The sequence below is a fragment of the Rhodococcus sp. KRD197 genome (genome assembly GCF_017168235.1).
Taxonomy (GTDB): Bacteria; Actinomycetota; Actinomycetes; order Mycobacteriales; family Mycobacteriaceae; genus Rhodococcoides.
In genome coordinates, this window is the sequence record NZ_JABFAO010000001.1 from 24,263 (window position 1) to 50,285 (window position 26,023).

The following is a 26,023-nucleotide window of genomic DNA, read 5'->3' on the forward strand; positions in this document are numbered from 1 at the left end:
AGGATGCAACACGATTCTGAGCGTGCAGTGTGAGGGTGCCGTCGACACGGTCCGAAAAACCTCGATCGGCAGGCGCTCAACATTGGGTGCGCGAGGGCCGGACGATCCCAGCGCCGGCCGCTGCGGCGAGGGTGAGCACGAGCGGCACGGCCATCGCTGTCGTCAGCGAGGCGAAGTGGGAGATCCACCCGATGACGGCTGGTCCGGCAAGGAAGCCCACGTAGCCCATTCCCACTACGCGTGACATGTTGGTGCCGCTGGCGCCGGCGCTGAGGTTGCCGGCGCTGGTGAAGATCTGAGGAATGCTGCCGGAGAGCCCGAGACCGAAGGCTGCCCAGCCGGCGAGTGTCAGCGGGAGCCAGTTCGAAAACAGGACCATCGACATTCCGGCGGCGGCGATCACATTGCCGTAACGCACTACGGCGACCGGGCCGAATCGTTCGCTCACCCGATCTGCGCAGAATCTACCGACCGTCATCATTGCGGCGAAGAAGCCGAAAGCCAGGGCGGCGGCACCGTCGCCGGTCTGCAGATGCTCGGCGACCTGCAGGGTGCTCCAGTCGTTCGCGACGCCCTCGGAGAGCAGTAGCGCGAAGGCCAAGCCTCCCAGCGCGAGAACCCGCGGTGAGAGGCGGCCACGAGCGTCCGACGATAACGGTCCCGCATCGGAGACGGGTCCCGAACCCTGTCCGGAGTCCGCCGCGGGGTCGAGCAGGAACGGCCGACACACCCCGATCCCGAGTAGTCCGACGACAGCGGCGCTACCCATCGACACCACGATCGGCACCTCCGCGGTGAGTGTCGCGGCTCCCACCAGCGAACCGATGACGCCACCGACGGAGAACAACGCATGAAACGCGGACAGGATCGGCCTGCCGTAGAACCGTTCCACTGCTACTGCCTGGGAGTTCATCGAGACATCGAGTGAGCCGTTGAGGGCGCCGAGCACGAACAGTGCGGCGCCCAGCGCTGCGGGGCTTGTCGAGAGGGCCGGTCCGAGCAGTGCGCACGCCATCAGGGCACCCGAAATGGTCACGAGACGGTTACTGCCGAACCTGTCGGACAACGGGCCGGACGCTTGCATGCCGAGGATCGCGCCGGCGGCGAGGAGGAGAAGCAGCGATCCAAGCGTCGCGTGGGTGATGTCGGTGCGTCGCTCGATCGTGGGAATGTGCACGACCCAGATGGCGAAAAGGAAACCGTTGATCCCGAAAACGCCGAAGATTGCGCCCCGGGCGCGGCGCAAACCGAGAGTTGGTTGCGCAGGCGTATGAACCACGGAACCCAACGCTACCTGGTGCTTCGTGCGAGAGCGGCGCTCGATGCGAGAGGGTAGTTGTGGAAAGTATTCGTAGCAGCGTGCAGATCGGACGCCCTGGGATGTATGTGACGCTAATCACATCATCCGGTTTGATCTGGCCACACTCAGCGAAAGAAGCGTAGTTTCGAAGCATCGGGCAAGAGCGCGGATACGTTACAACTCGTTGGTAACGATATGACAACGGCGCCCAGCGGCCCACGATGATGTGAGCCGGAGAGCCGCACAGCGAAGCCGATCGAAGGAGAAATCATGACCCTCGCGGATACCCGTACGGCAGTCTCGATGCCGCCCGTAGCCGATCCAGCTGTCGGCAACGAGGCCATGACCGAATCGACTTCGATCTCACACACGCAGCTCGAAATGATGCGCGCCTTCTTCTGCTACGAATTCGAGGTCGATAGATTGGACCTGGATTCACTGCCCGAAGCAACCCCTGACGCCGTTGCCGAGTGGGTCGAGGCACTGGCGATGAGCGGTCTCTTCGCTGCGACAGAGCTTCGCGCGATGAGCAGAGCGTGGCTCACTGAGCCGAGGACGTTGGTCCGTCTCCTCTCGGGCTCCGACGAGGTTGCCGCACGGCGCGACGTCGTCGAATCCGAGCCGGAGTCGATCACCCCTGAGAACGAGGTTGCGCTCCCGCGCGCCAGCTGACGAAAGTCGCTCCGAACACTCTCGACGACGCCGCAGGATCGGTCACGTACCGATCCTGCGGCGTTTTTCGTGCCCGTCGCCGCTTTCCATACCCGGCCTGACCCGACCCGCCGCCGAATCGGTCTCCCTTTCGGATGCGAGCATGCGAGAGTGGCTGACATCGACCCCGGCAACCGGCACAGGATAGGAAACCGATGACGACAGGTGTGGACTTCGAGGCCGTCTCCGAGTGGATCGGAGGACTCGGAATCGGGGCGATTGCGCCGCTGAGCTTCGATCGCGTCGGCAACGGGCAATCCAACCTCACCTACGCCGTCACCGACGCCGGCGGCAGTCGTTGGGTGCTCCGCAGGCCACCGCTGGGTAGTCTGCTGGCCTCTGCGCACGACGTCGTGCGGGAGTACCGAATACTCACCGCTTTGCAGAACACCGGCGTTCCTGTGCCCAAGATGATTGCTGTGTGCGAGGACCTATCGGTCTCCGAGGTCCCTCTCGTGCTGATGAGCTTCGTCGACGGAGTCGTGATCGACTCGGTTTCGACTGCGGAGAAGATGACCGAGGGGCAGCGAGCTGCAGTCGGGGGCGCGATGGCAGCAGCTCTCGCGAACATTCATCGCGTGGATCTGGACAATGTGGGTCTCGCCGATCTCGCCAGCCACAAGCCCTATGCTCAGCGTCAACTGAAGAGATGGACAACGCAGTGGCAGCAATCGCAATCGCGTGAAGTTCCGGCGATCGATGCGCTCACCGAGCGGCTTGCCGGCAACATCCCGGTCCAGTCGGAGGTGCGGTTGGTGCATGGCGACTTCCATCTGAACAACGTGATCACCTCGCCATCGGACGGCTCCATCGTTGCGGTCATTGACTGGGAGCTTTGTACGTTGGGCGATCCGTTGGCGGATCTGGGTGGACTGCTTGCCTATTGGCCCGAGGCAAGCGATCCCGTCGCCGGGCCCTTCATGGCGTCGACTCTGCCTGGCTTCCCCACTCGCGCGGAGTTGACCGCCCGCTATGCCGCCGAAACAGGCCGCGATGTCACCGATGTCGGGTTCTGGCAGGTGCTCGCGCTGTGGAAGTTGTCGATCATCGCCGAGGGTGTAATGCGGCGAGCGGAGGCCGATGCGAGGAACCGGGCCGATGCAGGCACGCCGACGACGACGTTGATCGACGATATCCTCACACGTGCTCTCTCGACAGCCGACGAGATCGGTATCTAGCCGGGAACGACCAAAGTCCTTGCTGCAGATTCTATCTCGGTGGGGATAGCAACCGGTGATCGCGTCGTCGAGTCGACATAGACGTGTACGAACCGGCCCGTCGCGGCAAGTTGAAGCTCGTCGTCATCTGCTTCGCGGAAGAGTGCCAGCGCGTAGACGATGCTCCGTGTCCCGAGTTTCTCGACGGAAAGGCCGACCTGCAGCCGGTCGGGAAAGGACAGTTCTCGGTGGTACTTGCACGAGGTCTCGGCGACCACACCGATGGCGGGTAACGTGCGAATGTCGACGCCCGTCGTCTGCATCAGCCATCCGTTCACCGCAGTGTCGAAGTAGGAGTAATAGGTGACGTTGTTGACGTGACCGTAGTGGTCGTTGTCGTGCCACCTGGTTCCGATCGGCCACAGCGCCGGGTAGTCGGCGGCGGGGTTGTGTTCGGCTCGCTGATCAACGGAGGCGGTCATGGTGTCCGAGCCTAATGCCCTTGGCGGGTGGAGGTGAGGGCCCACCGGATGGCCAAGCCGATGACCAACGCCCAGAATGCGGAGCCGATCCCGAGGATCGTGACGCCCGAGGCGGCGATCAGGAAGGTCAGAACGGCTGCCTCGCGGTCGCTTTCGTCGCGGAGTGAACTGGCAAGCGAGGATGCGAGTGTCGCGAGGAGGGCAAGTCCCGCAACGGTTTCGACCGTGCCGTCGGGTGCAGCTGCCACGAGCGTGGCCAGTGCGGCGGATGCGAGTGCCAGTACCAAGTATGCCCATCCCGCAGTGAATGCAGCGGTCCATCGCTTGTTCGGGTCGGGATGCGCGGAGGGGGCCGCAGCGAGGGCAGCACTGATGGCGGCCAGGTTGATCGCATGGCCACCGGCGGGTGCGCCGACGATCGTGCCCAGCCCGGTGACGGTCATCGAGGACCGCCACGGCACCACGTAGCCGAACGACTTCATGACGGCGGTGCCCGGTATGTTCTGCGAGGCCATGGTGACGATGTAGAGGGGCAATGCGATACCGACCAGCGCCTGCCAGGTCCACTGGGGAACGGTGAGCTCGATGCGCGGGATCATGTCGGCGGGTGCGATCGAACCGTCACCGCGCGCCAACGACACCGCGATGACGAGCGCTGCCACCCCGAATGCCGCGGGGGCTGCCCACCTTCTCGAATAACGTTGCAGTACAAGCCACACCACGACGATTGGGCCCACTGCTGCCGGGGACGCGGCGAACGCGGTGACCGGCGCCATGCACAACGGCAGGATTACCCCGGCCAACATCGCCTGCGCCAGCGAGGTGGGTATCGAGGCAATCAGTGCACCGAGGCGTGGCCAGAGCCCGGTGACAAGCACAGCGAATCCCACGGCGAGAAACGCTCCGATCGCGGCGGGCCACCCACCTGCCACCGCTCCTGTACCGGCCAGGAGTGCAGCTCCAGGCGTCGACCAGGCAAGGGTGATGGGCTGCCGGAACCGTCTGGACAGCCACAGCATGCCTACTGCCTGCGTGAGACACAATGCGAGAAGCCCCGATGCGGCCTCGGTGGGTGAGGCGCCGACCGCGCGCAGTCCTGTCAGGACGATGGCGAACGAACTCGTGAACCCGACAAGGGCGGCGACGACACCCGCGCTGATGGGTTGCAGGATCGACGAACTGTCCTCGGATTGCGGAGTTGGCGTCTGCGGCACCGATACATTGTTGCGTGCGAACGGCGGATTCGCGATCAGGCGGCAATACCGGCTCAGCGGCGTGAGAACTCCGAGGCCCGGCGGATCTGATCGTCCGTCGGGCGCACACCGGTGTAGAGCACGAATTGCTCGGCGGCCTGCAGTGCAATGACCTCGGCGCCCGTGACGACAGGTATGCCGGCGGTGCGAGCAGCGGTGATCAACGGTGTCTCCGACGGCATTGCCACCACATCGAACACAGCGCTCGCCGAGTGGATCTGCTCGTCGGTGTACGGCGAGGCGTCGGCATCAGGGCCGCCTGCCATGCCTACGGGCGTGACGTTGACGAGTACGTCCGCGGGGAGCGCCTCGCGGGAGAAGCGGTAGCCGTAGGCCTGGGCCAGCGCCGGCCCGGTTTCGGTGTTGCGCGCGATCACCGTTCCGTTCGTGAACCCCGAATCGCGGAGTGCGGCAACGACTGCCTTGGCCATGCCGCCGCTTCCCGTCACAGCCACCGAGAAGTCATGGGAGAAGCCGGAGCTTCGCAACAGGCTCGCGACGGCCTGATAGTCGGTGTTGTACGCGTGCAGTTCGCCGTCTTCGTTGACGATGGTGTTGACGGATTCGATCGCGCTCGCCGACTCGTGCATCACGTCCACGAGGTCGATGACAGCCTCTTTGAACGGCATGGACACCGCGCAGCCACGAACTCCGAGAGCGCGCACGCCACCCACAGCAGCAGCCAGATCGGTTGTGGTGAAGGCTTTGTAGATGTAGTTCAGCTCGAGTTCGTCGTAGAGGTAGTTGTGGAAGCGGGTGCCCACATTGCTGGGGCGGCCCGACAGCGACATGCACAGTTGGGTCTCACGGTTGAGGAACTCTCGCGACATCGTCGACACCCTACGCTCAGCACCGCTCGGCGACAGCGGCGAGCGTGTGCTGGTCTGCCTCGGTGATCGGCAACGTGTACTGCGCGGCGACGGACAGATACTTGCCCGCATAGAAGCAATGGTAGGCCGCGTTCGGCGGCAGCCATTGTGCCGGAGTGGCGTCGCTCTTGGCCTGGTTCTGCGATCCGTCCACCGCCATCAGATTGAACTCGATGTCGTTGGCGAAGCGGATGCGTTGGTCGAGAGACCAACCGTAGGCGCCCATGTCCCAGGCCGCGGCGAGTGGATAGATGTGGTCGATCTGAATCTTCGATGCGTCCGCTTTGGCGAACTGCACGAGCTCGCCCGTGTACGGATCGGCCAGTACACCGGAGATCACGACGCAGTTTCGGGTGCCCTCGCGGAACTGCACCTCGGTCAGCGACAGCGCCAACACGTTGTCGCGGGTGCCACACCCGTCGTGACCGCCGGGGCCGTCGTAGTCGTCGGTCCAAGCGGGTCCGAACACGCATCCCTCACCCTGTTTGCAGCCGCGCTCGTAGCCGACGGGGTCGGGCCGGGCGGCAACGATCTGCACCATCGTGAGCAGTTCCTCGATCGAAGCCTGTGTGGGGCTGCCCGGCGCCGGTGGCGCCGGTGCCAGGCCGGGGATGCCGCTGGGTGCGCAGGACCCGAGTGAGGACAAAGCCGACAGTGCCACCGCGACCACGATCAACAGCAGCGCTGCACGCAGTTTCTTCACTCACGCCCCATCGTCGAACCGTTCGTCTCGCCGGGTTACCCCGCCGAGACAGCTTCATCGAGACAGAGTGTGCCGCATGGCACCGACAGGATCACCGCCCCGACCCATGTCACTGCGAAACTCATGCAACTGCGCAACTCATGCAACTTCGATGACCACCTTGCCCAGCACGTGCCCGGTCTCGACGAGTGCCAAGGCTTCGCCGGCCCGCTCGAGCGGGAACAGATGATCTATCCGAGGGTGAATCACACCTGTCGAGGCCGATTCGGCGAGACGGGCGAACGCGGCGGTGGATCTATCGCGTTCGACACCCGATCCGCCGAGAGTCATCGCCGTCACCGGATCCGCCACACTGATGATTTTGTCCCCGGACAGCACCAGCGATGCTGCGTTGCGCAGGGTGTCGCCGCCGACGAGATCGAGAATCCCGTCGACGGTCTCGGTTATCTCTGCAGCAAACCTCTCGCCCGATTCGACGAACCGCGCACCGAGGCTTCTCACCCAATCGCGTTTGCTCTCACTCGCCACGGCGATGGTGTCGACCCCGTCGGCGCGCGCGAGTTGTAGAGCCGCCGAACCCACTCCGCCGCCCGCACCGAGCACGAGCAGCGTGTCCTCCTTCCGCAAGGCGAGAGCGTTCAGTGCGTCGTACGCGGTTCCCGCGGCAACTGGCAAGGTGGCCGCCGTGGCGAATGTGATCGCTTCGGGCTTGTGGGCTGTGTTCGAGGCATTGAGCACCGTGTACTGCGCGTAGGCACCGTGACCCGATGCGGTCGCGCCGAAGACGTGATCGCCCACCGAGAACCCGTCGGCGTGCGGTCCTACTTGAACAACTGTGCCGGCCACCTCCCGGCCGAGAACCGCAGGCAGACTCGTCTGCACCGTGTCCTTTCGGTTGCCCGCCCGAACCTTCCAGTCGGCTGGATTGACCCCGGCCGCGTGCACTGCAACCAGTAGCTGCCCCTGACCGGGGTCGGCGATGGGAATGTCGAGAAAGTACTCGGTTTCAGGTCCGCCGTACTCACTGAATCCATAAGCGATCATCTACATACTGTGTCAAATGTCCGAATGGGCAGTTGGTGCGGTGACCCATTTACGCTGCAAATCGGCGAATTCCCAGCATCGCGAGTCGGCAAGTGGAACGCCACAGCCGGGTGCGTTCGGCTGTGGTGATTGGATGGACGGATGCTTCACGGTCTCTGGTCTCCAGGCGCTGGACTGAAGCTGTGGGACGACGAGACCCACACCGGTTCCGAGCCGGATCTGCCGTCGGCGCACGCACATGTCCTGGGCCGCACGTTCCGTCATCGAGTGGAGGTCTCCTTTCCTCCCGCCGGCGGGCAGTCCCACTCCGCGAAAATTCCTGCAATCGGGCTCGCACCGGCCGATGCCGCGGACCTGCTGCTCCGTACCCCGGAGGAGCACGCCGGAATCTCCGGAGACCTCCGCTATCTGGCGCACGTCGCCCGCGGAATCGAGCGCTGGGTGCGCGGCGGACGCGTCGTGCCGACGCTCGTGCTGCTCGACGGTCAGTGGTGGCCGAGGTGGCGGCTGGTCGGCGGCGAACGCCAGCGCGCATGGGCGAGCGAGCTGGCGGTGGCGATGCCGGCGGTCCAGCGGGCCGTGGGCAGACCCAAGGCGGTGCTCGACGACATCCTTGCCGAGCTCACCGATCCCATCGTCAGATCCGTTCTGGGGCGACCGAGCGCCGAGCATCCTCTGCTGACGGCACTGGTCCGTGACGATGTATACGGCGAGGGCACACAGCAGGCCGCCGGCTTGCTCGACAAGTGGCGCGCGAGTCTCACCGTCGACGAACCCTCGCTCGTGCTGCGACTACTGGAACCCGATGACGACGCCGAAGGAACCGAGGACGAGGCGTTGTGGACCCTGCAGGTCTGTCTTCGTGCCGAAGGTGAAGCTCCCGTTCCGGTCCCGATGAACCGCAGGATGGACGCGGCTCTGCTGAGCACGGCTGTGCGGAAGCTCGGCGAGGCGGTGAGTGCTTATCCGCTGCTGCGTGAGCTCCCCAAGCAGGAGGGCACCCTGGATCTGCTGTTGCCGACGTCGGTCGTCATCGACCTCGTCGAACACGGAGCCGCGGCCATGCAGGCGACCGGCACCACGATTCTGCTGCCACGAGCCTGGACGCGGCTCGACCCGTCGATGCGTCTACGCGTCGAGTCACCCCCGGTGACCAAGGCCGCAGCCGACCGTGCCGTCGGAATGGACGAGCTCGTGTCCTACGACTGGCAGCTTCAGCTCGGCGACATGGTGCTGACCGAGGCCGAGATGCATCGGCTCGCGGTAGCGAAGGGAGATCTGGTTCGACTGCGGGGGCAGTGGGTGCTCGCCGACGGTGGCCAGCTGGCGCGGGCCGCGAAATACGTTGCCGAACATCACGGTGACGGGACGCCGCTGGGCGCGTTGATGCGCGAGATGACACTGGCCGACCCGCCGCCCGCGCCGGTGCAGGACATTCGCGCGAGTGGGTGGGCCGCGGCGCTGCTCGAACCGGGCGCGGTGCCGGAGCAGATCGCGTTGCCGGCCGGGGTGAACGCAACTCTGCGCCCCTACCAGCAACGCGGCCTGGACTGGTTGGTCTACATGAGCAGACTCGGTCTGGGCGCTGTCCTGGCCGACGATATGGGTCTGGGCAAGACGCTGCAGGTGCTGGCTCTGCTCGCGCACGAGCAGAGCCCGACTCCCACGTTGCTGGTCGCGCCCATGTCGGTGGTGGGCAACTGGCAGCGTGAGGCAGCCAAGTTCACCCCCGCTCTGCGCGTGATGGTGCATCACGGACCGGCGCGTCTGACCGGCGTCGAGTTCGACGCGGCTGTCCTCGAACACGATCTCGTCGTGACGACGTATGCGCTCATGGCCAAGGATCGTGCGCAACTCGGCGAACAGAAGTGGCGCCGACTGGTACTGGACGAGGCGCAGCACATCAAGAATTCCGGCACCGTCCAGGCCAAGGCGGCGGTCGCCATTCCCGCCGAGCACAAGCTCGCTCTGACCGGTACGCCGGTGGAGAACCGACTCGACGAACTACGCTCGATCCTCGATTTCGCGAACCCCGGAATGTTGGGCAAGCCCGCCGATTTCCGCAAGCGTTTCTCGGTGCCCATCGAGCGCGAGCAGGACGAGGGTGCGGTCTCTCGGCTGCGCGCGATCACCTCACCTTTCGTTTTGCGCCGGGTCAAGACCGACCCGTCCGTCATCTCGGATCTGCCGGAGAAGAACGAGATGACGGTGCGGTCCAATCTGTCCGCCGAGCAGGCTGCGCTGTACAAAGCAGTCGTCGACGACATGCTCGCGCAGATCGCCGACGCGAAAGGCATGAAGCGCAAGGGGGCGGTGCTGTCGGCGCTGACACGGCTCAAACAAGTGTGCAACCATCCGGCGCATTTCCTCTCCGACGGCTCGCCGGTGCTCAAGCGAGGCCAGCACCGCTCCGGCAAAATCGCGCTGGTGGAGGACATGCTGGATTCGATTCTCGGTGAGCACGAGAAAGCGTTGCTGTTCACACAGTTTCGGGAGTTCGGTGAACTCGTTGCACCGTATTTCGCGGAGCGGTTCGGCACCGCTGTCCCGTTCCTGCACGGCGGGGTCAGCAAGACCAAGCGCGACGCCATGGTCGAGTCGTTCCAGAGCGAGGACGGCCCGCCGATCATGATGCTCTCGCTCAAGGCCGGTGGCACCGGCCTGAACCTGACAGCAGCCAATCACGTTGTGCATCTGGATCGCTGGTGGAACCCCGCCGTCGAGAATCAGGCGACGGACCGTGCTTTCCGTATCGGTCAGCGCAAGAACGTTCAGGTTCAGAAGTTGCTGTGCGTCGGAACGGTCGAGGAGCGCATCGACTCGATGCTGGTGTCCAAGCAGGACTTGGCCGATCTTGCGGTCGGTACCGGGGAGAACTGGGTGACGGAGATGAACACCGCTGAGCTTCGTGAGCTGTTTCGTCTCGGCGAGGATGCGGTGGGTGAGTGATGGCCGATTTCAGTCAGTACGGGAAGCGTCGAAAGGCCAAGGGGGGCATTGAGTCCCGAAACAAGCGCGGCGCGTTCGGGCAGACCTGGTGGGGACGGCACTTCGTCACGGCGATGGAGGATCTGGCCGATCCGGGGCGGATTGCACGCGGTCGGACGTACGCGCGTCAGGGGCAGGTCCTCAATCTCGGTGTCGAACGCGGTCAGTTCTACGGCGAGGTGCAGGGTAGCCAGCTCGAGCCGTTCTCGGCCTCCGTCACCGTCGAACCGCTCACGCAGGGCGAGGTCGCGGCATTGGTGGGCCGAGTGAAATCCAATCCGGGCATGCTCGCGGAACTGGCCTCCAATGCGATTCCGCAGGCGTTGGCGTCGACGCTGTTGCCGCACGATCGGGGGCAACTCGATTTCGACTGTTCCTGCCCCGACGACGGGTGGCCGTGCAAGCACGCTGCTGCGCTGATGTACATCGCGGCCGAGCACATCGACTCCTCGGCGGCGACCATCCTCACTCTGCGCGGGGTGGACCTCGATGAACTCATCGAAGGTGTCGGAGACGCGGAGGTGGAGTTCGATAGCGACGACTGGTTCGGCGATGCCACGCGGCTGCCCGCGCTGCCTATGGTCGACTTCTCGCCGGCGATGGACGACCTCGACCCGCTGCTTCTGCGGCGGGTGTTTCGCGCGGGTGGCGCTGAGGAGAACGAGGTCAGCCGGGCTGTCGCCGATCTGAAAGCGTTCTACACCCGCCTGTAGGCGCCTTCGGCGCATGTGAGTGGAAGTACATAGCCCGCTATGTACTTCCACTCACGTAGAGTATGGACATACGTGGACATCCAACTATAGGATGAGCACACTTAATTCTCGTATCTGAACAGGACGGATCTCATGCGCGAACTCACGCATTTCATCGGCGGCAAGCACGTCTCCGGCGAGTCGGGCAACTTCGGCGACGTCTTCGACCCCAACACCGGCGAGGTTCAGGCCAAGGTGCCTCTCGCCAGTGATGCCGAGGTCGAGGCGGCCATCGCCGACGCCGCACAGGCGCAGGTCGAATGGGCGAGCTGGAATCCGCAGCGACGCGCCCGCGTCCTGATGAAGTTCCTGGCGCTGATCAATCGCGATATGGACGAGTTGGCTCGGCTGCTCTCGAGTGAGCACGGCAAGACCATCGCCGACGCCAAGGGTGACGTGCAGCGAGGACTCGAGGTCGTCGAGTTCGCCACCGGCATTCCGCACCTGCTCAAGGGCGAGTACACCGAGGGCGCAGGCGGCGGAATCGATGTCTACTCGATGCGTCAGCCGCTCGGCGTCGTCGCCGGCATCACCCCGTTCAACTTCCCGGCAATGATCCCGCTGTGGAAGGCCGGACCCGCGATCGCCTGCGGCAACGCCTTCATTCTCAAGCCGTCCGAGCGTGACCCGTCCGTACCGCTCAAGCTGGCCGAACTCTTCCTCGAAGCAGGCCTTCCGCCAGGGGTGTTCAACGTCGTCAACGGCGGCAAGAACGCCGTCGACGTGCTGCTCAACGACGATCGCGTCAAGGCCGTCGGCTTTGTCGGATCCACCCCCATCGCGCAGTACATCTATGAGACGGCAGCCAAGAACGGTAAGCGCGCACAGTGCTTCGGCGGCGCCAAGAACCACGCCCTCGTCATGCCCGATGCCGACCTCGACCAGGTCGCCGACGCGCTGCTCGGTGCCGCGTACGGATCCGCAGGCGAGCGTTGCATGGCCATCTCGGTTGCCGTTCCCGTCGGCGAGGAGACCGCAGACGCCCTGGTCGCCAAGCTGACCGAGCGTGTCGCGAAGCTGAAGATCGGCCGCTCCGACGACGAGGACGCAGACTTCGGTCCGCTTGTCGGCAGCGACGCGTTGAAGCGGGTCAACGACTACACCCAGATCGGTGTGGACGAGGGCGCCGAGCTCGTCGTCGACGGCCGTGGCTTCAGTCTCGAAGGCCACGAGAACGGATTCTTCGCCGGTGCAACGCTGTTCGACAAAGTGACGACCGACATGCGGATCTACAAGGAAGAAATCTTCGGACCGGTCCTGATCGTCGTGCGGGCGAAGGACTACGAGGACGCGCTGCGTTTGCCGTCCGAGCACGAGTACGGCAACGGCGTCTCGATCTTCACCCGAGACGGTGACACCGCTCGTGACTTCTGCTCGCGGGTCCAGGTCGGCATGGTCGGGGTCAACGTTCCGATCCCCGTGCCGATCGCGTACCACACGTTCGGCGGCTGGAAGAAGTCCGGATTCGGCGATCTGAACCAGCACGGACCGGACTCGGTGCGGTTCTACACCAAGACCAAGACCGTCACTCAGCGCTGGCCGTCCGGCAAGAAAGAGGCTGCTGCAAACCACTTCGTCATCCCGAACATGGACTGACGCATGTTCACACTCACGGAGGACGAGCGGGCGATCAACGAGACGGTCAGGGACTTCGCCGACGAGTTCCTCGCCCCGAACGCCGTCGAATGGGACCAGAGCAAACACTTCCCGGTGGACGTGCTGCGCAAAGCCGCCGGCTTGGGAATGGGCGGAATCTACATCGGCGAGGACGTCGGTGGTTCCGGGCTGACCAGGCTCGACGCGGCCCGGATCTTCGAGCAACTCGCCACGGGTGACCCGTCCATCGCTGCGTACATCTCCATCCACAATATGGTCGCGTGGATGATCGACACCTACGGCAACGAGGAGCAGCGTCGCCGCTGGGTGCCGGGCCTGTGCTCGATGGACCAGTTGGGCAGCTACTGCCTGACCGAGCCCGGCGCCGGTTCGGATGCGGCGGCATTGAGTACCAAGGCTGTGCGCGACGGCGACGACTACATCCTCAACGGCGTCAAGCAGTTCATCTCGGGCGCGGGAACATCGGATGTCTACGTCGTGATGGTGCGGACCGGTGACGCCGGACCGAAGGGGATTTCGGCGATCATCGTCCCGAAGGAGTCGGAGGGTCTGTCCTTCGGCGCCAACGAGAAGAAGATGGGATGGAACGCCCAGCCGACGAGGCAGGTTGTCTTCGAGGATGTTCGGGTGCCGGCGGCGAACCTGCTGGGCAACGAGGGGGACGGCTTCCGGATCGCGATGAACGGCCTCAACGGTGGCCGGCTCAACATCGCGGCATGTTCGATCGGGGGCGCGCAGAGTGCACTCGACAAGGCTGTTGCGTATCTGCTCGAACGCCGGGCATTCGGTGCCCGGTTGCTCGACGCGCAAGCGTTGCAGTTTCGTCTCGCTGACATGAAGACCGAGCTCGAAGCCGCGCGCACGATGCTACTGCGCGCTGCCGACGCGTTGCAGAACGACGCTCCCGACAAAGTCGAACTGTGTGCAATGGCAAAGAGATTCGCCACCGATACCGGTTTCGAGGTCGCGAACGACGCACTGCAGTTGCTCGGCGGCTACGGTTACCTCGCGGAGTACGGTGTGGAGAAGATCGTTCGCGATCTGCGTGTGCACCAAATCCTCGAAGGAAGCAACGAGATCATGCGAGTCGTCGTGGCTCGCTCGATTGTGGGAGCAGCATGACAGAGCCTCAGGTTATGTTCGACGAGCGTGGTGGTGTCGGCCGTATCACGCTGAACCGCCCGAAAGCCATCAATGCGCTGAACCATGCGATGGTGCGTGAGATTGCGCCGCAGCTCGACGCGTGGGCCGCGGACGAGAGCATCGACACGGTGCTGTTGGTGGGAGCCGGCGAGCGCGGTCTCTGCGCGGGCGGCGACATCGTGTCGATCTATCACGACGCGAAGGATGGCGGGACCGGGACGAAGGACTTCTGGCGCGAGGAGTACATCCTCAATGCGGCGATCGCTCGGTTCTCCAAGCCGTATGTCGCGATCATGGACGGCGTCGTCATGGGTGGTGGCGTCGGATTGTCTGCGCATGCGAACACTCGCATCGTCACCGAACGCTCCAAGATCGCGATGCCCGAGGTCGGGATCGGTTTCATCCCCGACGTCGGTGGCACGTACCTGCTCGCCCGTGCGCCGGGTGAACTCGGCACGCATCTCGCTCTGACGACGGCGCGTATGGACGCAGCCGACGCCATCGCGGCCGGCTTCGCAGATCACTTCATGCCCTCGGAGAACTTGGAGAAGTTCTACCAGGCGCTGGAGTCCGGTTCGGTCTCGGATGCATTGTCCGAGTTCACCGAGCCTGCACCGGAATCGACGCTGGCCGGTGCTCGCGCATGGATCGACGAGGCCTACAGTGCCGACACCGTCGAGGAGATCCTCGTACGTCTTCGTCGCAGCGCCGCGTCCGAGGCACAGAAGGCAGCCGGCGACATCGAGTCGAAGTCGCCCGTCGCCCTCAAAGTGACGTTGAAGTCGCTGCGCAGTGCCGCCCAGGCATCCTCGCTCGAGCAGGTGTTGAACGAGGAGTACCGGGTTTCTCTCGCGAGTCTGAGCTCACACGATCTCGTCGAAGGAATTCGCGCGCAGGTCGTGGAGAAGGACCGAAACCCCGCGTGGTCACCGGCGACTCTCGCAGACGTGACACAGGACGATGTCGATCGGTACTTCGAGCCCCTGGGCGACGCCGAACTGAAACTGGAGACAGCATGAGTGAGAAAACAATTGGGTTCATCGGTCTCGGCCACATGGGCGGACCGATGGCGGCGAACCTCGTCGCAGCCGGGTACACCGTGCAGGGTTTCGACCTGGTGCCGGCCGCGCTCGAGCAGGCGAAGTCCGACGGGGTCACCGTCGTCGACTCGGCGCTCGCGGCCGTGCAGGATGCTTCCATCGTGGTCACGATGCTTCCCAACGGGCGTCTCGTCCTCGACCTGTATGCGGATCTGCTGCCCGCTGCGGCGCCCGGCACGTTGTTCGTCGATTCCTCGACAATCGATGTCGCCGATGCGCACGCCGCGCACAAGATGGTTCAGGCGGCCGGTCACCGCGGGCTCGACGCACCTGTCTCGGGTGGCGTCGGGGGAGCGGCGGCCGGAACACTGACGTTCATGGTCGGTGGATCGGAGGACGATTTCGCCTCCGCTGCCGAGATTCTCGATGTCATGGGCCGAAAGGTCGTGCACTGCGGCGCAGCAGGGAACGGTCAGGCGGCGAAGATCTGCAACAACATGATTCTCGGTGTCTCGATGATCGCGATCAGCGAGGCCTTCGTTCTCGGCGAGAAGTTGGGTCTGAGCAACCAGGCGTTGTTCGACGTTGCCTCCACCGCTTCGGGCCAGTGCTGGGCCCTGACGACCAACTGTCCGGTACCCGGTCCCGTTCCCACCAGCCCCGCCAACAATGACTACAAGCCCGGTTTCGCGGCGGCGTTGATGGACAAGGATCTGTCACTCGCGGCGAACGCGCTGCGAGACAACGGAGTCGACGGTGTGCTCGGTCTGCAAGCCGCCGAGTTGTACGCGCGGTTCAAGGGTGAATCGGGTGGCGGCACCGACGTCGATTTCTCCGGCATCATCAACGATATCCGCGCACGATCGACAGGAACCAATTCATGAGCAGCCCCGAAACGACAACTTTCGAGACCATCCTGGTCGAACGCCGGGGACGCGTAGGAATCATCACGCTCAACCGTCCGAAAGCACTCAACGCGTTGAACTCGCAGTTGATGCGTGAGGTCGTCTCCGTCGTCGACGATTTCGATCGTGACGAGGGCATCGGGGCGATCCTCGTCACCGGTTCGGAAAAGGCATTCGCGGCCGGTGCGGACATCAAGGAGATGCAGCCGAAGTCGTACATGGACGTCTATCTCGACGATTTCTTCACTGCGTGGGATCGGCTGTCTGCGGCGCGCACTCCGCTGGTGGCCGCGGTTTCCGGTTACGCCCTCGGCGGCGGATGCGAGTTGGCGATGCTGTGCGACGTGCTCATCGCGGCTGACACCGCGGTGTTCGGTCAACCCGAGATCAAGCTGGGTGTCATCCCGGGTATCGGTGGTTCGCAGCGCCTCACTCGTGCGGTGGGCAAGGCCAAGGCCATGGAGATGTGCCTGACGGGTCGCAACATGAAGGTCGAGGAGGCCGAGCGTGCGGGCCTGGTGTCGCGAATCGTTCCGGCTGCGGATCTACTCGACGACGCCATCGCCACCGCCACCACCATTGCCGAGATGTCGCTGCCGATCGCGATGATGGCCAAGGAAGCGGTGAACCGTTCCTACGAGAGCACTCTCGCCGAGGGTGTTCGGTTCGAGCGTCGGTTGTTCCACTCGACATTCGCGACGGAGGACCAGAAGGAAGGGATGGCGGCGTTCGTCGACAAGCGTCAACCGACGTTCGTCAACCGCTGACCGCTCGACAGTAGGGCCGCCCCGCGCGCGGACACGAGCTCGGGGCGGTGCGGAATCACGATGCGAGGGCCGAGTTTCGACTCGAAGGCCACCGCGATCGATGCGATGTTCGCGCCGCCCCCGAGCAGCACGATCGATGCCGGTTCGATTCCGGACAGTTCGATGGTTTGCTCGACGATCATCCTCGCGTACCGAACCGGCCCGGCGGTGATGTCGTCGAAATCTCTGCGCGTGAACACGTGATTGCCACGGCCGTCCAGGTCGCGAGCATTGACGACCCCGCCCTCGCTCAATCTCTCCTTGACCGACCGCGCCGTATCGACATCGGTGCGAACACCGTGGACGGCGAGGTGGCGTCGGACCAGTTGGTCGAGGTCGTCTCCGCCGAAGGACGTGGCCCGCTGCGAGGTGACCATGGCTCCCCTCGCCAGATCGACGACGGATACGCTCATCCCGGTGCTGCCCAGATCGCACAGCACTGTGGCCCCGTGTGCGGGAACGGTTCCGGTGAAACGAAGGTAGCGGAGCTGAGCTACGGTATCGGGCACCAACTGGGCCGAACCCACATCTTCACGCGCATCGAACTCGTCGCCCGAGCGGTAGGCGATCGCCGAATGCTCGACGTGCACATCGAGTGTGGACGCAACTGCATGAAGAGCTGAAATAGCGTCGACGACGGTCGATGCCAGCGATCGGTCTCCTCGGCGACGAACCGTCCGGGTCGCAAGCGGCGCGCGGTGCGGACTGTCCAGGTGAGTCAGAATTGCTCGCGCACCGTGTGCACCCGCCCCGACACCCACTACCAACATCGAGCTACTCCCACCTGGCGCGACCCCCCGCCGCGTTCCGGATTCATTTCATCACGGATCGACGCCGGTCGGCGCGTCTCACCAGGTAGGCGCCGTGCCGGTGTCGTCGAAATCACCGGCTGCCCTCCTGAGTTCGGCAAGGATTCGAACCAGCGAGGTGAGCTTGTCGTCGCTGAGGCCCGGCTTCGCGAACACCTGATCGTTGAGCCTTTCCGTGGCATCGACCGCCAGCTTGCGACCGGATTCGGTGATCTCCACCAGCGTCGTCCGACGGTCGCTCGGATGCGGCGTCCTGCGAACGTATCCTGCTGTCTCGAGCCGGTCCACCGCATTGGTGACACTGGTGGGATGAACCTGTAAGCGTGCGCTGGCCTTCGCCATCGGCAGGGCGCCGTTCTTGGTGAAGGTGAGCAAGGTCAGCAACTCGTATCGCGAGAACGTCAACCCGGTGGGTTTGAGAACTTCCTCCACACGGGCGAGCATGATCTGCTGAGCACGCATCAGCGAGGTGACAGCAGCCATGCCGTCGGCGACATTTCCCCACCCGTGCTTGGTCCACTGACGATGAGCCTCTGCGATGGGGTCGAGTGGAAGGCGCGACGAAGCAGACATGCTGTCCATCCTCCCACGACGATGGCCTGTGAGACGCTTCCGATGGCTCGGGTCAGCGCGCGGCGGAAGCCTTGCGCGCGACGCTGACGGCGAACGTGGCATCGCCGTGCCACGGCCTCAGATCCCACGTCGAAAAGCGGTGCTCCAATTCGAGCCCGACCGCGGCCAGATCCTCGTCGAACTGGCCCACGGTGTACCCCCGGTCGGTGGCGAACCCGGCGACGAACACCCCGCCAGGAACGAGATGAGCGGCGAAGTTCGACAGCGCCGCTCGCTCGGTCCCCGGCGTCATGAACACCATGACATTGCCGGCAGTGACGACGGCATCGAACTGAACGCCCAGGTCGAGCTCGGTCAGATCGGCCTGGTGGACGGTGAGGTCGGTGTGTGCTCGGGCGGCTTCGACGAACACAGGATCGAGGTCGACGGCGGTAACCCGATGGCCCCGACGCGCCAACTCGGCGCCGAGTCGTGCGGTGCCGCAACCGGCATCGAGCACCGAACTCTTTCGCGCCAGCAGCGCATCGAGCATCCGCGCTTCTCCGTGCAGATCCGCGCCGCGCTTTTCGAGCTCCGCGAACCGTTCCACGTACTGCCGGGATTGGGCCTCGGTGTTTTCGCTCTGCCAGCGTGTGGGGGCCATGCATCGAGCTTATCGGTGCTCGCCGGAACGCCGCTGCTCCCCGAACCGCCTGTCCACCTCGTCGCCGTCGAGCCCGAACTCTTCGAGGGTGTACTTGTGCGAGGGACGTCTGGCACCTGTTCGACTCTCGGCGTCGATCGCGTCCATCGCGAGACGCGCGTCCTCGCTCATGCCCAGTCCGAAATGCCGATACACCTGTTCCACCGTGCCGAGCGGGTCGGCGACGAACTCGTGATAGTCGACGTCGAAGAACTGTGCGGGGTTCGCTTCGGCCCTCGCGGCGGCGAATGTGTGCAACCCGCGTTCCCAGAGGTCGAGCTGTGTTCGCCCGATCACGCTACCGGTGAACTTGGTGCTCCAGCCCGCGGTTGCGTGCTCGGCCAAGCTGCAGGTAGATGGCATGATCGTGCGGGCCTCCCGGTGTGTCTGGATTACCAGGGCGTCGGGATAGACCGTCAAAAGGTCCTCCAGCGCGAACAGGTGGCTCGGATTCTTCAGCACCCACCGCCGCTCCGAGTCGTGCAATCCGATCAGCTGCAGGTTCCGGCGGTGACGTGCGTAGGCATTGTGCCAACTTTGCTCGGCCAACCACGAGGAGTACGTCGGCAGGTACGCCAGGCACTCGTAGGCGACCGATTGCACCGATTGGCGCAGCAGCTGCCAGCATTCTTCGACCTCGCCGGCAGACATGTAGTGCACCCCCATGAACTCGGGATGTTCTGTGTGGTGTTGCGCGAAGCCCTGCTCGATGTGTGCGAACACAGGATTGGTGGCCCACGTTTCCCGAGGAGGTCGAGGCTGTGGCACCTCGGTGAGCCACATCTCGAGTCCCTGATGAGCGGGGTCGGCCGTCAGCAGCCGATGCAGCGCAGTGGTACCTGTTCGGGGGAGCCCGGTGACGAAGATCGGGCGCTCGATCGAGACCTCGGCATGCTCGGGGTACTGCTTCCACGCCGATTCGCTCAACAGGCGGGCGACCAACGCCCCGCGTAGAAAGAAGCGACTCATCTTCGACCCGAGCGGAGTGAGCTCGGCATCTCGCCGGTACGACTCGAGCAGCACTTCCAGCGCCTCGCTGTAGTCGTCGGTTCCGAAGTCGGTGAGGCCGCTGGCCCTGCTCGCCGAGGCGTGCAGGTCCTCTGCGGTGCCGACATCCGTGCGTTCGGTACTGGTCACATCGAGCTCCTAGTGGTGGTATTCGCCGCAGTTGACGTCGAGGCATTGACCGGTGATGGCGCGGGCCCCGGGCGAGGCGAGAAACACCACGGCGTCGGCGATCTCGTCGGGTTCGGGTAGGCGTCGCAGGTCGATGCCGGCGGCTGTCTGCTGGTAGATCTGATCGCTGGTGGTGCCGTACTTGCGCGCCGCGTGCGCGAAGTACCCCTTGAGTGTTTCGCCCCAGATGTAGCCCGGTGCAACGGTGTTGACGCGGATGCCCTGTGGTCCGAGCTCGCTGGCGAGGGTCTGCGACATCGCGAGCAACGCCGCCTTGGCGATCTTGTAGCTCCCGTACTTGGGCTGCGAGTGCCGGATGACGGCGGAGTTGATCATCACTATCGAGCCGCCGGATTCGGCCAAGGCCGGGGTGAACAGCTGGCAGAGCCGAAGTGTGCCGAACAACGACAACTCGAGGCCGTTGCGGATGACAGAGGGATCGGTGTGCGCGAAATCCTTCATCGACGGGTTCGCGAAGGCATTGTTGACCAGGGCATCGACATGGCCGAATGCGTCGATGGCCGCGGTGACCAGGGCCGCCGACGAGTCCTCGTCCGTGATATCGGTGGTCACCGTGACTGCTCGGCGCCCCAGCGCGCTAACTTCCCCGGCCACCGACTCCATACACGTGGTGGAGCGAGCCGCGAGGACAACATCTGCGCCGGCGGCGGCGCTTTGCAGCGCGATCGATCGACCGAGGGAGGGGCCGACGCCCGAGACCACGACCACCTTGCCGGCGAGCGCGCCGGTTCCCATTCCGCCGGTCATCCCAGCATCCGTTCGTCGACGCCCCGGCGTCGGGCGGCGATTCTTCGTGCGAAATCCTCGGGGGTGATCGTGTTCTGCTCGTAGTAGGGCAGTCGCGAGGGCACATCGTCGATGTCGACGACTTCGACGGTGGGGCCGTCGGCCGAGGTCAGCTCTCGTGACACACGTTGCCAGCGGATCTGCGCGTAGCCGCGTGCGTGTCCGGTGGTCTCGATCCAGTTCGCCACATGCGGGTTCTGCTCACTGACAACGAGTCTCATCATGCCGTCGGGGTCGGTCTGAGCTTGATCGGAGGTCAGCGAGGTTTGGTGGTGGATGTAGTCGAGCGAGACGTACCACATGCTGCCGAGCTGGAATCCCTGATACGGCGCATCGGATTTCGGAACGGTGACGATCATTGCCTGGTCCGCCTGCAATTGGTAGTGACCGGCCGAGGAGTATTGGGTGCTCAAGCCGCCCGGTGTCAGGCGTGGTTCGGTCAGGGTGTTGACCTCGAGCTTCAGGTAGAACCAGTGCGGAAACTGCAGAAACGTGTTCAACCTGCCGAGGAGCATCTTTCCGGCCGTCGCATATCGTTTTGCCACGTCGTTCTTCGTCGGCCGGTTCGGTTCCTCGCGCTCCTCGCCGACGCGGCGAATGGTCAGCGTGCCGCGCGCGGCCGACCAGTCGTTGTACACCTCTCGCACCACGAGCATCGACGATCCTTCACCCAGGGTGAAGTGGTTGGCCTGCTCGGACGGGCGGCCGAAGTGCAGCTCGAAGGTGCCGTCGGATGCAATGTCGATGGAGCGATCGTCGAATGCGGTGAGACTGTCGGGAACGTCGACGGGCGAGTAGTCTCCCGCCAGAATTTGAAAACTCAGATCTGTTGTGGTGCCTCGTCTTCCGGCGACGACATACTCGTGATCGGCGTCGATGTTGGCGTGGAAGTACAGGGTGTCGGGGTTGTCCAACCCCATCTTGGTGTAGGGCCCGGTGGAGGAGGCGAAGAAGGGGAATCGGGGGTCGTAGGCCCACGCCATCTGAATCGACGCGCGGATGCTCCCCGCCAGGTACTCGTAGCCTTCCACCAGGTCCTGCTCGGTGAGTATGTGTGGCGCGGCTTCGATGATCTTCTCGGCTGCTGCGATCGCGTCGGTCAGGGGGTCGGTGGGCACGCCCATCTCCTCGGATTATTGGTACATATATGTACCGGTGTGGTAGAACTGGTTCGAATCGACAATAGAACTTGTTCTAGTGAGGGTCAATGAGTACGCGCTCGTCTCCACCCACCGACCGTGTCGTGTCGGTCCTGAACTACCTCGTCGCGCGGAGCGGGCGCAGGTTCGGGCTCTCGGAACTCGCGCGGGCTCTCGAGCTGAGCAAACCGACATGCCTGGGCATCCTCACCTCGCTGGTCGAGGCCGGCTACCTGGTCCGCGACCCGGTCTCGGTCACCTACGGTCTGGGTCCGGCGCTGATCGCCGCCGGTCGCGCCGCACAGAACGGTTTCGCGATCGGACCAGTGGCGCGCAAGCATCTCGCCGAACTCAGCGAGAGGTACGACACGACGTGCACGGCATCTGCGGTCGTATCGGATCGGATCACCGTGCTCGAGTCGGTCGAACCGAATTCACGCCGCGGGTCGGGACGGATCGGTCAGGCGTACCCGTTCGCCCCGCCCATCGGTCTGATGTACGTCCTGTGGGATACCGACGACAGGCTCGAGGCCTGGTTGAATCGCGAACCGACACTGCCCGTGCGCATCGACACCGAGCACCTTGCGCGGGTGGTGGAGGAGTGTCGCAGCAGCGGCTACCTCGTGGAGACGCTCACCGCGGTCGGGCAGAAGCTGCATTCGGTGATGGCAGGGGTTGCTGCCGACGAGTTACCGAAGGAGGTGCGTGAACTTCTCGGAGAGATGGTTTCGGGGTTGGGGGAACGGGTCTACCTGGGAGTGCGGGAGGCGCAATCGGACGCGGTGCACGAGGTCAGTGTGATCGCCGCCCCCACCTACGACGCCCACGGTTCACAGGCCCTGGTGCTGACGTTGCATGTCGGAGCCGCCATCACTGGCGCGGAGATCGCCGAGCGAGGGCAGTCTCTCGTCGCCGCGGCAGAGGCGATCACCCTCGAAGTCGGAGGGCATTCGCCGAACCGTTGATTTGTGCAGGAACACGTTCTATTGTTCTCCTCATCGGAATCTACCGGGGCGGTCCAAATATGGACCGAAGGCAACGGAAGGGCGGCCAGTGGCGACGTCGATCCACCACGAACTCACGCACCTCGCGGCTCTGGAAGCCGAGGCCGTGCACATCTTCAGGGAGGTAGCTGCCACTGCGGAGCGTCCGGTTCTGCTCTTCTCCGGCGGCAAGGACTCGGTCGTGATGCTCCATGTCGCGGCCAAGGCGTTCTGGCCGGCCCGTGTGCCGTTCGCTGTGATGCACATCGATACCGGTCACAACTTCGACGAGGTGATCGAGTTCCGGGACCGCGCCGTCGCCGAGTCCGGTGTCAAGCTGATCGTCGCGAGTGTGCAGGACGACATCGATGCGGGGCGCTCACAGGAAGAGATCGGGCCTCGGGCCTCTCGAAATCGCTTGCAGACCCGAACCCTGCTGCGCGCAATCGCGGAGAACTCCTTCGATGCCGTCTTCGGCGGCGCACGACGCGACGAGGAGAAGGCGCGTGCCAAGGAGCGGGTGTTCAGTTTTCGAGACGAACACGGGCAATGGGATCCACGCGCGCAACGACCCGAGCTGTGGCAGCTGTACAACGGACGACACCGGCGCGGTGAACACATCCGTGTGTTCCCGCTGTCGAACTGGACCGAGCTCGACATCTGGCAGTACATTGCCGCGGAGGGCATCGAACTGCCGAACATCTACTACGCACATCGGCGTCCGGTCGTCCCGAGAGACGGAATGCTCCTGGCCGCAACCAGATTCGTGACACTGTTACCGGGCGATGAAGTCTTCGACTCGACCGTACGGTTCCGCACCGTCGGTGACGCGACCTGCACCGGGTGCGTGCAGTCCTCCGCCGCCAACGCTATGGAGGTGGCGGTGGAAGTGGCCGCGAGCAGAATTACCGAGCGCGGTGCCACGCGAGCCGACGACCGAATCTCCGAGGCCGGTATGGAAGACCGAAAGAAAGAAGGGTACTTCTGATGTCCGAGTTGCTGAGGGTGGCGACGGCAGGGAGCGTCGACGACGGCAAGTCCACGCTGATCGGGCGGCTGCTCTACGACTCGAAGTCGATCTTCGAGGACCAGCTCGAGGCTATCGAGAAGACGAGCAGGGAACGCGGAGGTGCCAGCGCAGACCTGGCTCTGTTGACGGATGGGTTGCGCGCCGAACGCGAACAGGGCATCACCATCGACGTGGCACATCGTTACTTCGCCACCCCCAAGAGAAAATTCATCATCGCCGATACGCCCGGGCATGTGCAGTACACCCGCAACATGGTCACCGGCGCCTCGACTGCCGACCTGGCCCTGATCCTCGTCGATGCGCGCTACGGCATCGTCGAGCAGACCAGGCGACACGCCTTCCTGTCCTCGCTGCTGGGAATCGCGCACCTGGTGCTGTGCGTCAACAAAATGGATCTCGTCGACTGGTCCCGAGAACGATTCGACGAGATCCGATCCGACTTCGAATCGTTCGCAGCCAAACTGGATGTACCGGATCTGACGTTCATACCCATGTCCGCGCTCGACGGCGACAACGTGGTGCACCGGACCGCGAGAATGAGCTGGTACGAGGGTGGTTCGCTACTGCACCACCTCGAAGAGGTCCACATCGCCTCCGATCGCAATCTCATCGACGCCCGATTCCCGGTGCAATACGTCGTGCGCCCCCGGACCGGATCGAGCGAACACGCCGACTTCCGTGGCTACGCCGGAACTGTGGCCAGCGGCGTATTCGCCCCGGGGGACGAGGTCGTGGTGCTGCCTTCCGGCTTCACGACGACCGTGGCTGCGGTGTGGGGCCCTGGAGGTGTCCCGCTGGAGCAGGGTTTCGCCCGATCCGCGTTGTGTTTGGAGCTGTCCGACGCCATCGACGTCGGACGTGGGGACATGCTGTGCCGCCCGAACAACCGGCCCATGGTGGGTACGGACATCGACGCGATGATCTGCTGGATGTCCGAGAGCGCGCAGTTACGGCAGGGCGAGAGATATCTGCTGATGCACACCACCGCCACGACCACGGCTCGAATCGATGCACTCGAGTACCGGCTCGACATCGACACACTGCACCGCGACGTGTCAGCGCAGTCCCTTGCACTCAACGACATCGGCCGCATCCGCATTCGAACGACCCAGCCACTGCTGTTCGATCCGTACCGACGCAACCGGGTCACCGGAAGCTTCCTGCTCGTCGACGAGGCAACCGGTGCCACCGTTGCCGGCGGAATGATTTCCGGCCCTGCACTTTCCGCGTCGAAGGTGGTATGGCATTCATCGAGGGTCGCGCGCGTCGATCGCGCGACCCGAGGCGCGACGGTGTGGCTCACCGGGCTCTCCGGGTCGGGCAAGTCCACGATCGCAGCAGAGGTAGAGCGGTTGCTCGTCGCGTCCGGTCGACCCGCCTACCTGCTCGACGGCGACAACGTGCGACACGGGTTGAACTCCGACCTCGGCTTCGACGCACGTAGCCGGGACGAGAACGTCCGTCGGGTGGCGGAGGTTGCGCACCTGTTCGCTGATGCCGGTCTGATTGCCGTCGTGTGCTTGATCAGCCCGTACCGAGACGGCCGAGACTTCGCTCGCAGCCTGCACGAGGCGGCGGGTCTGCCGTTCTACGAGATCTTCGTCGATACACCGCTCGACGTATGCGAGACCCGAGACCCGAAGGGCATGTATGCAAAAGCCCGCGCCGGCGAGATCACCGGTTTCACCGGAGTCGACGATCCCTACGAGGCTCCGCAGCGAGCCGATCTCGTGATTCGCCCCTCCGACGGTGATCCGGCGGCGCAGGCAGCCCGCATCGTGGAACTGTTGAGCTCATGAGTACACCGTTCACCGAAGACACACTTCTCGCCGACGACGCACTTCTTGCAGCCGAGGTGGCGGGGGCCGCGGGACGACTACTGATCGAGGTCCGCGAACGTGAGCGCGGAAGAACCACCGGACGCGAACTAGGAGACTGCTGAACAATCCGATGGCCGATCCACGTCGCGTCGACCCGCGTTTAGGTGTTTGACCTGCGATAATGTTGGTATGCAGGGAAATTCGGAGTCGCAGGGCGACCTGTGGGACGTCTCA

Annotated in this window: 25 protein-coding genes; 13 read left to right on the forward strand and 12 right to left on the reverse strand. The window is 64.3% G+C overall.

Going from position 1 to position 26,023, the window contains the following annotated elements; translation table 11 throughout:
* Window positions 1-76: 76 nt before the first annotated feature.
* Complete coding sequence (locus tag J1M86_RS00130) at window positions 77-1,279, reverse strand: MFS transporter (protein WP_206508248.1); 1,203 nt, start codon at window positions 1,277-1,279, stop codon at window positions 77-79.
* 291 nt (window positions 1,280-1,570) lie between these two features.
* Here J1M86_RS00130 and J1M86_RS00135 point away from each other — a divergent pair, with 291 nt between their 5' ends.
* Window positions 1,571-1,972, forward strand: a complete 402-nt coding sequence (locus J1M86_RS00135; protein ID WP_206508249.1) for a hypothetical protein — start codon at window positions 1,571-1,573, stop codon at window positions 1,970-1,972.
* 194 nt (window positions 1,973-2,166) lie between these two features.
* Window positions 2,167-3,189, forward strand: a complete 1,023-nt coding sequence (locus J1M86_RS00140; RefSeq protein WP_075837449.1) for a phosphotransferase family protein — start codon at window positions 2,167-2,169, stop codon at window positions 3,187-3,189.
* On the opposite strand, the gene J1M86_RS00145 is transcribed toward J1M86_RS00140, so the two are convergent.
* The 5 genes from J1M86_RS00145 to J1M86_RS00165 form a co-directional block, all read right to left on the reverse strand.
* A complete protein-coding gene (locus J1M86_RS00145) occupies window positions 3,186-3,650 on the reverse strand; it encodes a thioesterase family protein (RefSeq protein WP_075837451.1) in 465 nt (154 codons plus the stop codon). The genes J1M86_RS00140 and J1M86_RS00145 overlap by 4 nt on opposite strands.
* A gap of 11 nt (window positions 3,651-3,661) precedes the next feature.
* A complete protein-coding gene (locus J1M86_RS00150; protein WP_206508250.1) occupies window positions 3,662-4,864 on the reverse strand; it encodes a benzoate/H(+) symporter BenE family transporter in 1,203 nt (400 codons plus the stop codon).
* Window positions 4,865-4,917: 53 nt separating this feature from the next.
* Complete coding sequence (locus J1M86_RS00155) at window positions 4,918-5,733, reverse strand: shikimate 5-dehydrogenase (RefSeq protein WP_206508251.1); 816 nt, start codon at window positions 5,731-5,733, stop codon at window positions 4,918-4,920.
* Window positions 5,734-5,749: 16 nt separating this feature from the next.
* On the reverse strand, window positions 5,750-6,454 hold the full coding sequence (locus J1M86_RS00160; protein WP_206508627.1) for an HNH endonuclease family protein: 705 nt from the start codon (window positions 6,452-6,454) through the stop codon (window positions 5,750-5,752).
* Between the two features lie 159 nt (window positions 6,455-6,613).
* Window positions 6,614-7,519 carry an NADP-dependent oxidoreductase gene (locus J1M86_RS00165; RefSeq protein WP_206508252.1) on the reverse strand — a complete coding sequence of 302 codons (906 nt, stop codon included), beginning with the start codon at window positions 7,517-7,519 and terminating at the stop codon, window positions 6,614-6,616.
* Between the two features lie 141 nt (window positions 7,520-7,660).
* On the opposite strand from J1M86_RS00165, the gene J1M86_RS00170 reads away from it, so the two are divergent.
* The 7 genes from J1M86_RS00170 to J1M86_RS00200 all read left to right on the forward strand — a co-directional run bounded on the left by J1M86_RS00170 (window position 7,661) and on the right by J1M86_RS00200 (window position 16,731).
* Complete coding sequence (locus tag J1M86_RS00170; RefSeq protein ID WP_206508253.1) at window positions 7,661-10,468, forward strand: DEAD/DEAH box helicase; 2,808 nt, start codon at window positions 7,661-7,663, stop codon at window positions 10,466-10,468.
* On the forward strand, window positions 10,468-11,220 hold the full coding sequence (locus J1M86_RS00175; protein ID WP_206508254.1) for an SWIM zinc finger family protein: 753 nt from the start codon (window positions 10,468-10,470) through the stop codon (window positions 11,218-11,220). The genes J1M86_RS00170 and J1M86_RS00175 overlap by 1 nt, the downstream gene beginning before the upstream one ends.
* Before the next feature lie 132 nt (window positions 11,221-11,352).
* Window positions 11,353-12,855 (forward strand): CoA-acylating methylmalonate-semialdehyde dehydrogenase, encoded by a 1,503-nt coding sequence (locus J1M86_RS00180; RefSeq protein WP_206508255.1) that lies wholly within the window; start codon window positions 11,353-11,355, stop codon window positions 12,853-12,855.
* Between the two features lie 3 nt (window positions 12,856-12,858).
* Window positions 12,859-13,998: an isobutyryl-CoA dehydrogenase gene (locus J1M86_RS00185; RefSeq protein WP_206508256.1), complete on the forward strand. Its 1,140-nt coding sequence runs from the start codon at window positions 12,859-12,861 to the stop codon at window positions 13,996-13,998.
* Window positions 13,995-15,038 (forward strand): enoyl-CoA hydratase/isomerase family protein, encoded by a 1,044-nt coding sequence (locus J1M86_RS00190; protein ID WP_206508257.1) that lies wholly within the window; start codon window positions 13,995-13,997, stop codon window positions 15,036-15,038. Before J1M86_RS00185 ends, J1M86_RS00190 begins: the two co-directional genes overlap by 4 nt.
* A complete protein-coding gene (mmsB, locus tag J1M86_RS00195; RefSeq protein ID WP_083667196.1) occupies window positions 15,035-15,943 on the forward strand; it encodes a 3-hydroxyisobutyrate dehydrogenase in 909 nt (302 codons plus the stop codon). Before J1M86_RS00190 ends, mmsB begins: the two co-directional genes overlap by 4 nt.
* A complete protein-coding gene (locus tag J1M86_RS00200) occupies window positions 15,940-16,731 on the forward strand; it encodes an enoyl-CoA hydratase (protein WP_206508258.1) in 792 nt (263 codons plus the stop codon). The genes mmsB and J1M86_RS00200 overlap by 4 nt, the downstream gene beginning before the upstream one ends.
* Here the strand turns inward: J1M86_RS00200 and J1M86_RS00205 are convergent.
* The 6 genes from J1M86_RS00205 to J1M86_RS00230 all read right to left on the reverse strand — a co-directional run bounded on the left by J1M86_RS00205 (window position 16,707) and on the right by J1M86_RS00230 (window position 21,935).
* Complete coding sequence (locus J1M86_RS00205; protein WP_241259381.1) at window positions 16,707-17,540, reverse strand: hypothetical protein; 834 nt, start codon at window positions 17,538-17,540, stop codon at window positions 16,707-16,709. The genes J1M86_RS00200 and J1M86_RS00205 overlap by 25 nt on opposite strands.
* Before the next feature lie 78 nt (window positions 17,541-17,618).
* Complete coding sequence (locus J1M86_RS00210) at window positions 17,619-18,152, reverse strand: MarR family winged helix-turn-helix transcriptional regulator (protein WP_075837635.1); 534 nt, start codon at window positions 18,150-18,152, stop codon at window positions 17,619-17,621.
* A gap of 52 nt (window positions 18,153-18,204) precedes the next feature.
* Window positions 18,205-18,795, reverse strand: coding sequence for a bifunctional 2-polyprenyl-6-hydroxyphenol methylase/3-demethylubiquinol 3-O-methyltransferase UbiG (locus J1M86_RS00215; RefSeq protein ID WP_206508259.1), 591 nt, complete (start codon window positions 18,793-18,795; stop codon window positions 18,205-18,207).
* A 9-nt stretch (window positions 18,796-18,804) separates the two neighbouring features.
* Window positions 18,805-19,971 (reverse strand): sulfotransferase, encoded by a 1,167-nt coding sequence (locus J1M86_RS00220; RefSeq protein ID WP_206508260.1) that lies wholly within the window; start codon window positions 19,969-19,971, stop codon window positions 18,805-18,807.
* A 9-nt stretch (window positions 19,972-19,980) separates the two neighbouring features.
* Window positions 19,981-20,778: an SDR family oxidoreductase gene (locus J1M86_RS00225; protein WP_241259382.1), complete on the reverse strand. Its 798-nt coding sequence runs from the start codon at window positions 20,776-20,778 to the stop codon at window positions 19,981-19,983.
* Complete coding sequence (locus tag J1M86_RS00230) at window positions 20,775-21,935, reverse strand: hypothetical protein (RefSeq protein ID WP_075837636.1); 1,161 nt, start codon at window positions 21,933-21,935, stop codon at window positions 20,775-20,777. The genes J1M86_RS00225 and J1M86_RS00230 overlap by 4 nt, the downstream gene beginning before the upstream one ends.
* Window positions 21,936-22,024: 89 nt before the next feature.
* On the opposite strand from J1M86_RS00230, the gene J1M86_RS00235 reads away from it, so the two are divergent.
* The 4 genes from J1M86_RS00235 (at window position 22,025) to J1M86_RS00250 (ending at window position 25,911) form a co-directional block, all read left to right on the forward strand.
* On the forward strand, window positions 22,025-22,921 hold the full coding sequence (locus J1M86_RS00235) for an IclR family transcriptional regulator (RefSeq protein WP_206508261.1): 897 nt from the start codon (window positions 22,025-22,027) through the stop codon (window positions 22,919-22,921).
* A gap of 88 nt (window positions 22,922-23,009) precedes the next feature.
* Window positions 23,010-23,927 (forward strand): sulfate adenylyltransferase subunit CysD, encoded by a 918-nt coding sequence (gene cysD / locus J1M86_RS00240; RefSeq protein WP_206508262.1) that lies wholly within the window; start codon window positions 23,010-23,012, stop codon window positions 23,925-23,927.
* A complete protein-coding gene (cysC, locus tag J1M86_RS00245; protein ID WP_206508263.1) occupies window positions 23,927-25,768 on the forward strand; it encodes an adenylyl-sulfate kinase in 1,842 nt (613 codons plus the stop codon). Before cysD ends, cysC begins: the two co-directional genes overlap by 1 nt.
* Complete coding sequence (locus tag J1M86_RS00250; RefSeq protein ID WP_206508264.1) at window positions 25,765-25,911, forward strand: hypothetical protein; 147 nt, start codon at window positions 25,765-25,767, stop codon at window positions 25,909-25,911. The genes cysC and J1M86_RS00250 overlap by 4 nt, the downstream gene beginning before the upstream one ends.
* Window positions 25,912-26,023 lie beyond the last annotated feature (112 nt).

Coding starts and splice junctions, on each gene's coding strand:
- J1M86_RS00135 (WP_206508249.1), top strand. CDS start 1,571: ATGACCCTCGCGGATACCCGTACGGCAGTCTCGATGCCGCCCGTAGCC.
- J1M86_RS00140 (WP_075837449.1), top strand. CDS start 2,167: ATGACGACAGGTGTGGACTTCGAGGCCGTCTCCGAGTGGATCGGAGGA.
- J1M86_RS00235 (WP_206508261.1), top strand. CDS start 22,025: ATGAGTACGCGCTCGTCTCCACCCACCGACCGTGTCGTGTCGGTCCTG.
- J1M86_RS00190 (WP_206508257.1), top strand. CDS start 13,995: ATGACAGAGCCTCAGGTTATGTTCGACGAGCGTGGTGGTGTCGGCCGT.
- J1M86_RS00200 (WP_206508258.1), top strand. CDS start 15,940: ATGAGCAGCCCCGAAACGACAACTTTCGAGACCATCCTGGTCGAACGC.
- J1M86_RS00215 (WP_206508259.1), bottom strand. CDS start 18,795: ATGGCCCCCACACGCTGGCAGAGCGAAAACACCGAGGCCCAATCCCGG.
- J1M86_RS00225 (WP_241259382.1), bottom strand. CDS start 20,778: ATGACCGGCGGAATGGGAACCGGCGCGCTCGCCGGCAAGGTGGTCGTG.
- J1M86_RS00210 (WP_075837635.1), bottom strand. CDS start 18,152: ATGTCTGCTTCGTCGCGCCTTCCACTCGACCCCATCGCAGAGGCTCAT.
- J1M86_RS00145 (WP_075837451.1), bottom strand. CDS start 3,650: ATGACCGCCTCCGTTGATCAGCGAGCCGAACACAACCCCGCCGCCGAC.
- J1M86_RS00170 (WP_206508253.1), top strand. CDS start 7,661: ATGCTTCACGGTCTCTGGTCTCCAGGCGCTGGACTGAAGCTGTGGGAC.
- J1M86_RS00165 (WP_206508252.1), bottom strand. CDS start 7,519: ATGATCGCTTATGGATTCAGTGAGTACGGCGGACCTGAAACCGAGTAC.
- J1M86_RS00155 (WP_206508251.1), bottom strand. CDS start 5,733: ATGTCGCGAGAGTTCCTCAACCGTGAGACCCAACTGTGCATGTCGCTG.
- J1M86_RS00185 (WP_206508256.1), top strand. CDS start 12,859: ATGTTCACACTCACGGAGGACGAGCGGGCGATCAACGAGACGGTCAGG.
- J1M86_RS00205 (WP_241259381.1), bottom strand. CDS start 17,540: ATGTTGGTAGTGGGTGTCGGGGCGGGTGCACACGGTGCGCGAGCAATT.
- J1M86_RS00175 (WP_206508254.1), top strand. CDS start 10,468: ATGGCCGATTTCAGTCAGTACGGGAAGCGTCGAAAGGCCAAGGGGGGC.
- J1M86_RS00250 (WP_206508264.1), top strand. CDS start 25,765: ATGAGTACACCGTTCACCGAAGACACACTTCTCGCCGACGACGCACTT.
- J1M86_RS00180 (WP_206508255.1), top strand. CDS start 11,353: ATGCGCGAACTCACGCATTTCATCGGCGGCAAGCACGTCTCCGGCGAG.
- mmsB (WP_083667196.1), top strand. CDS start 15,035: ATGAGTGAGAAAACAATTGGGTTCATCGGTCTCGGCCACATGGGCGGA.
- cysC (WP_206508263.1), top strand. CDS start 23,927: ATGTCCGAGTTGCTGAGGGTGGCGACGGCAGGGAGCGTCGACGACGGC.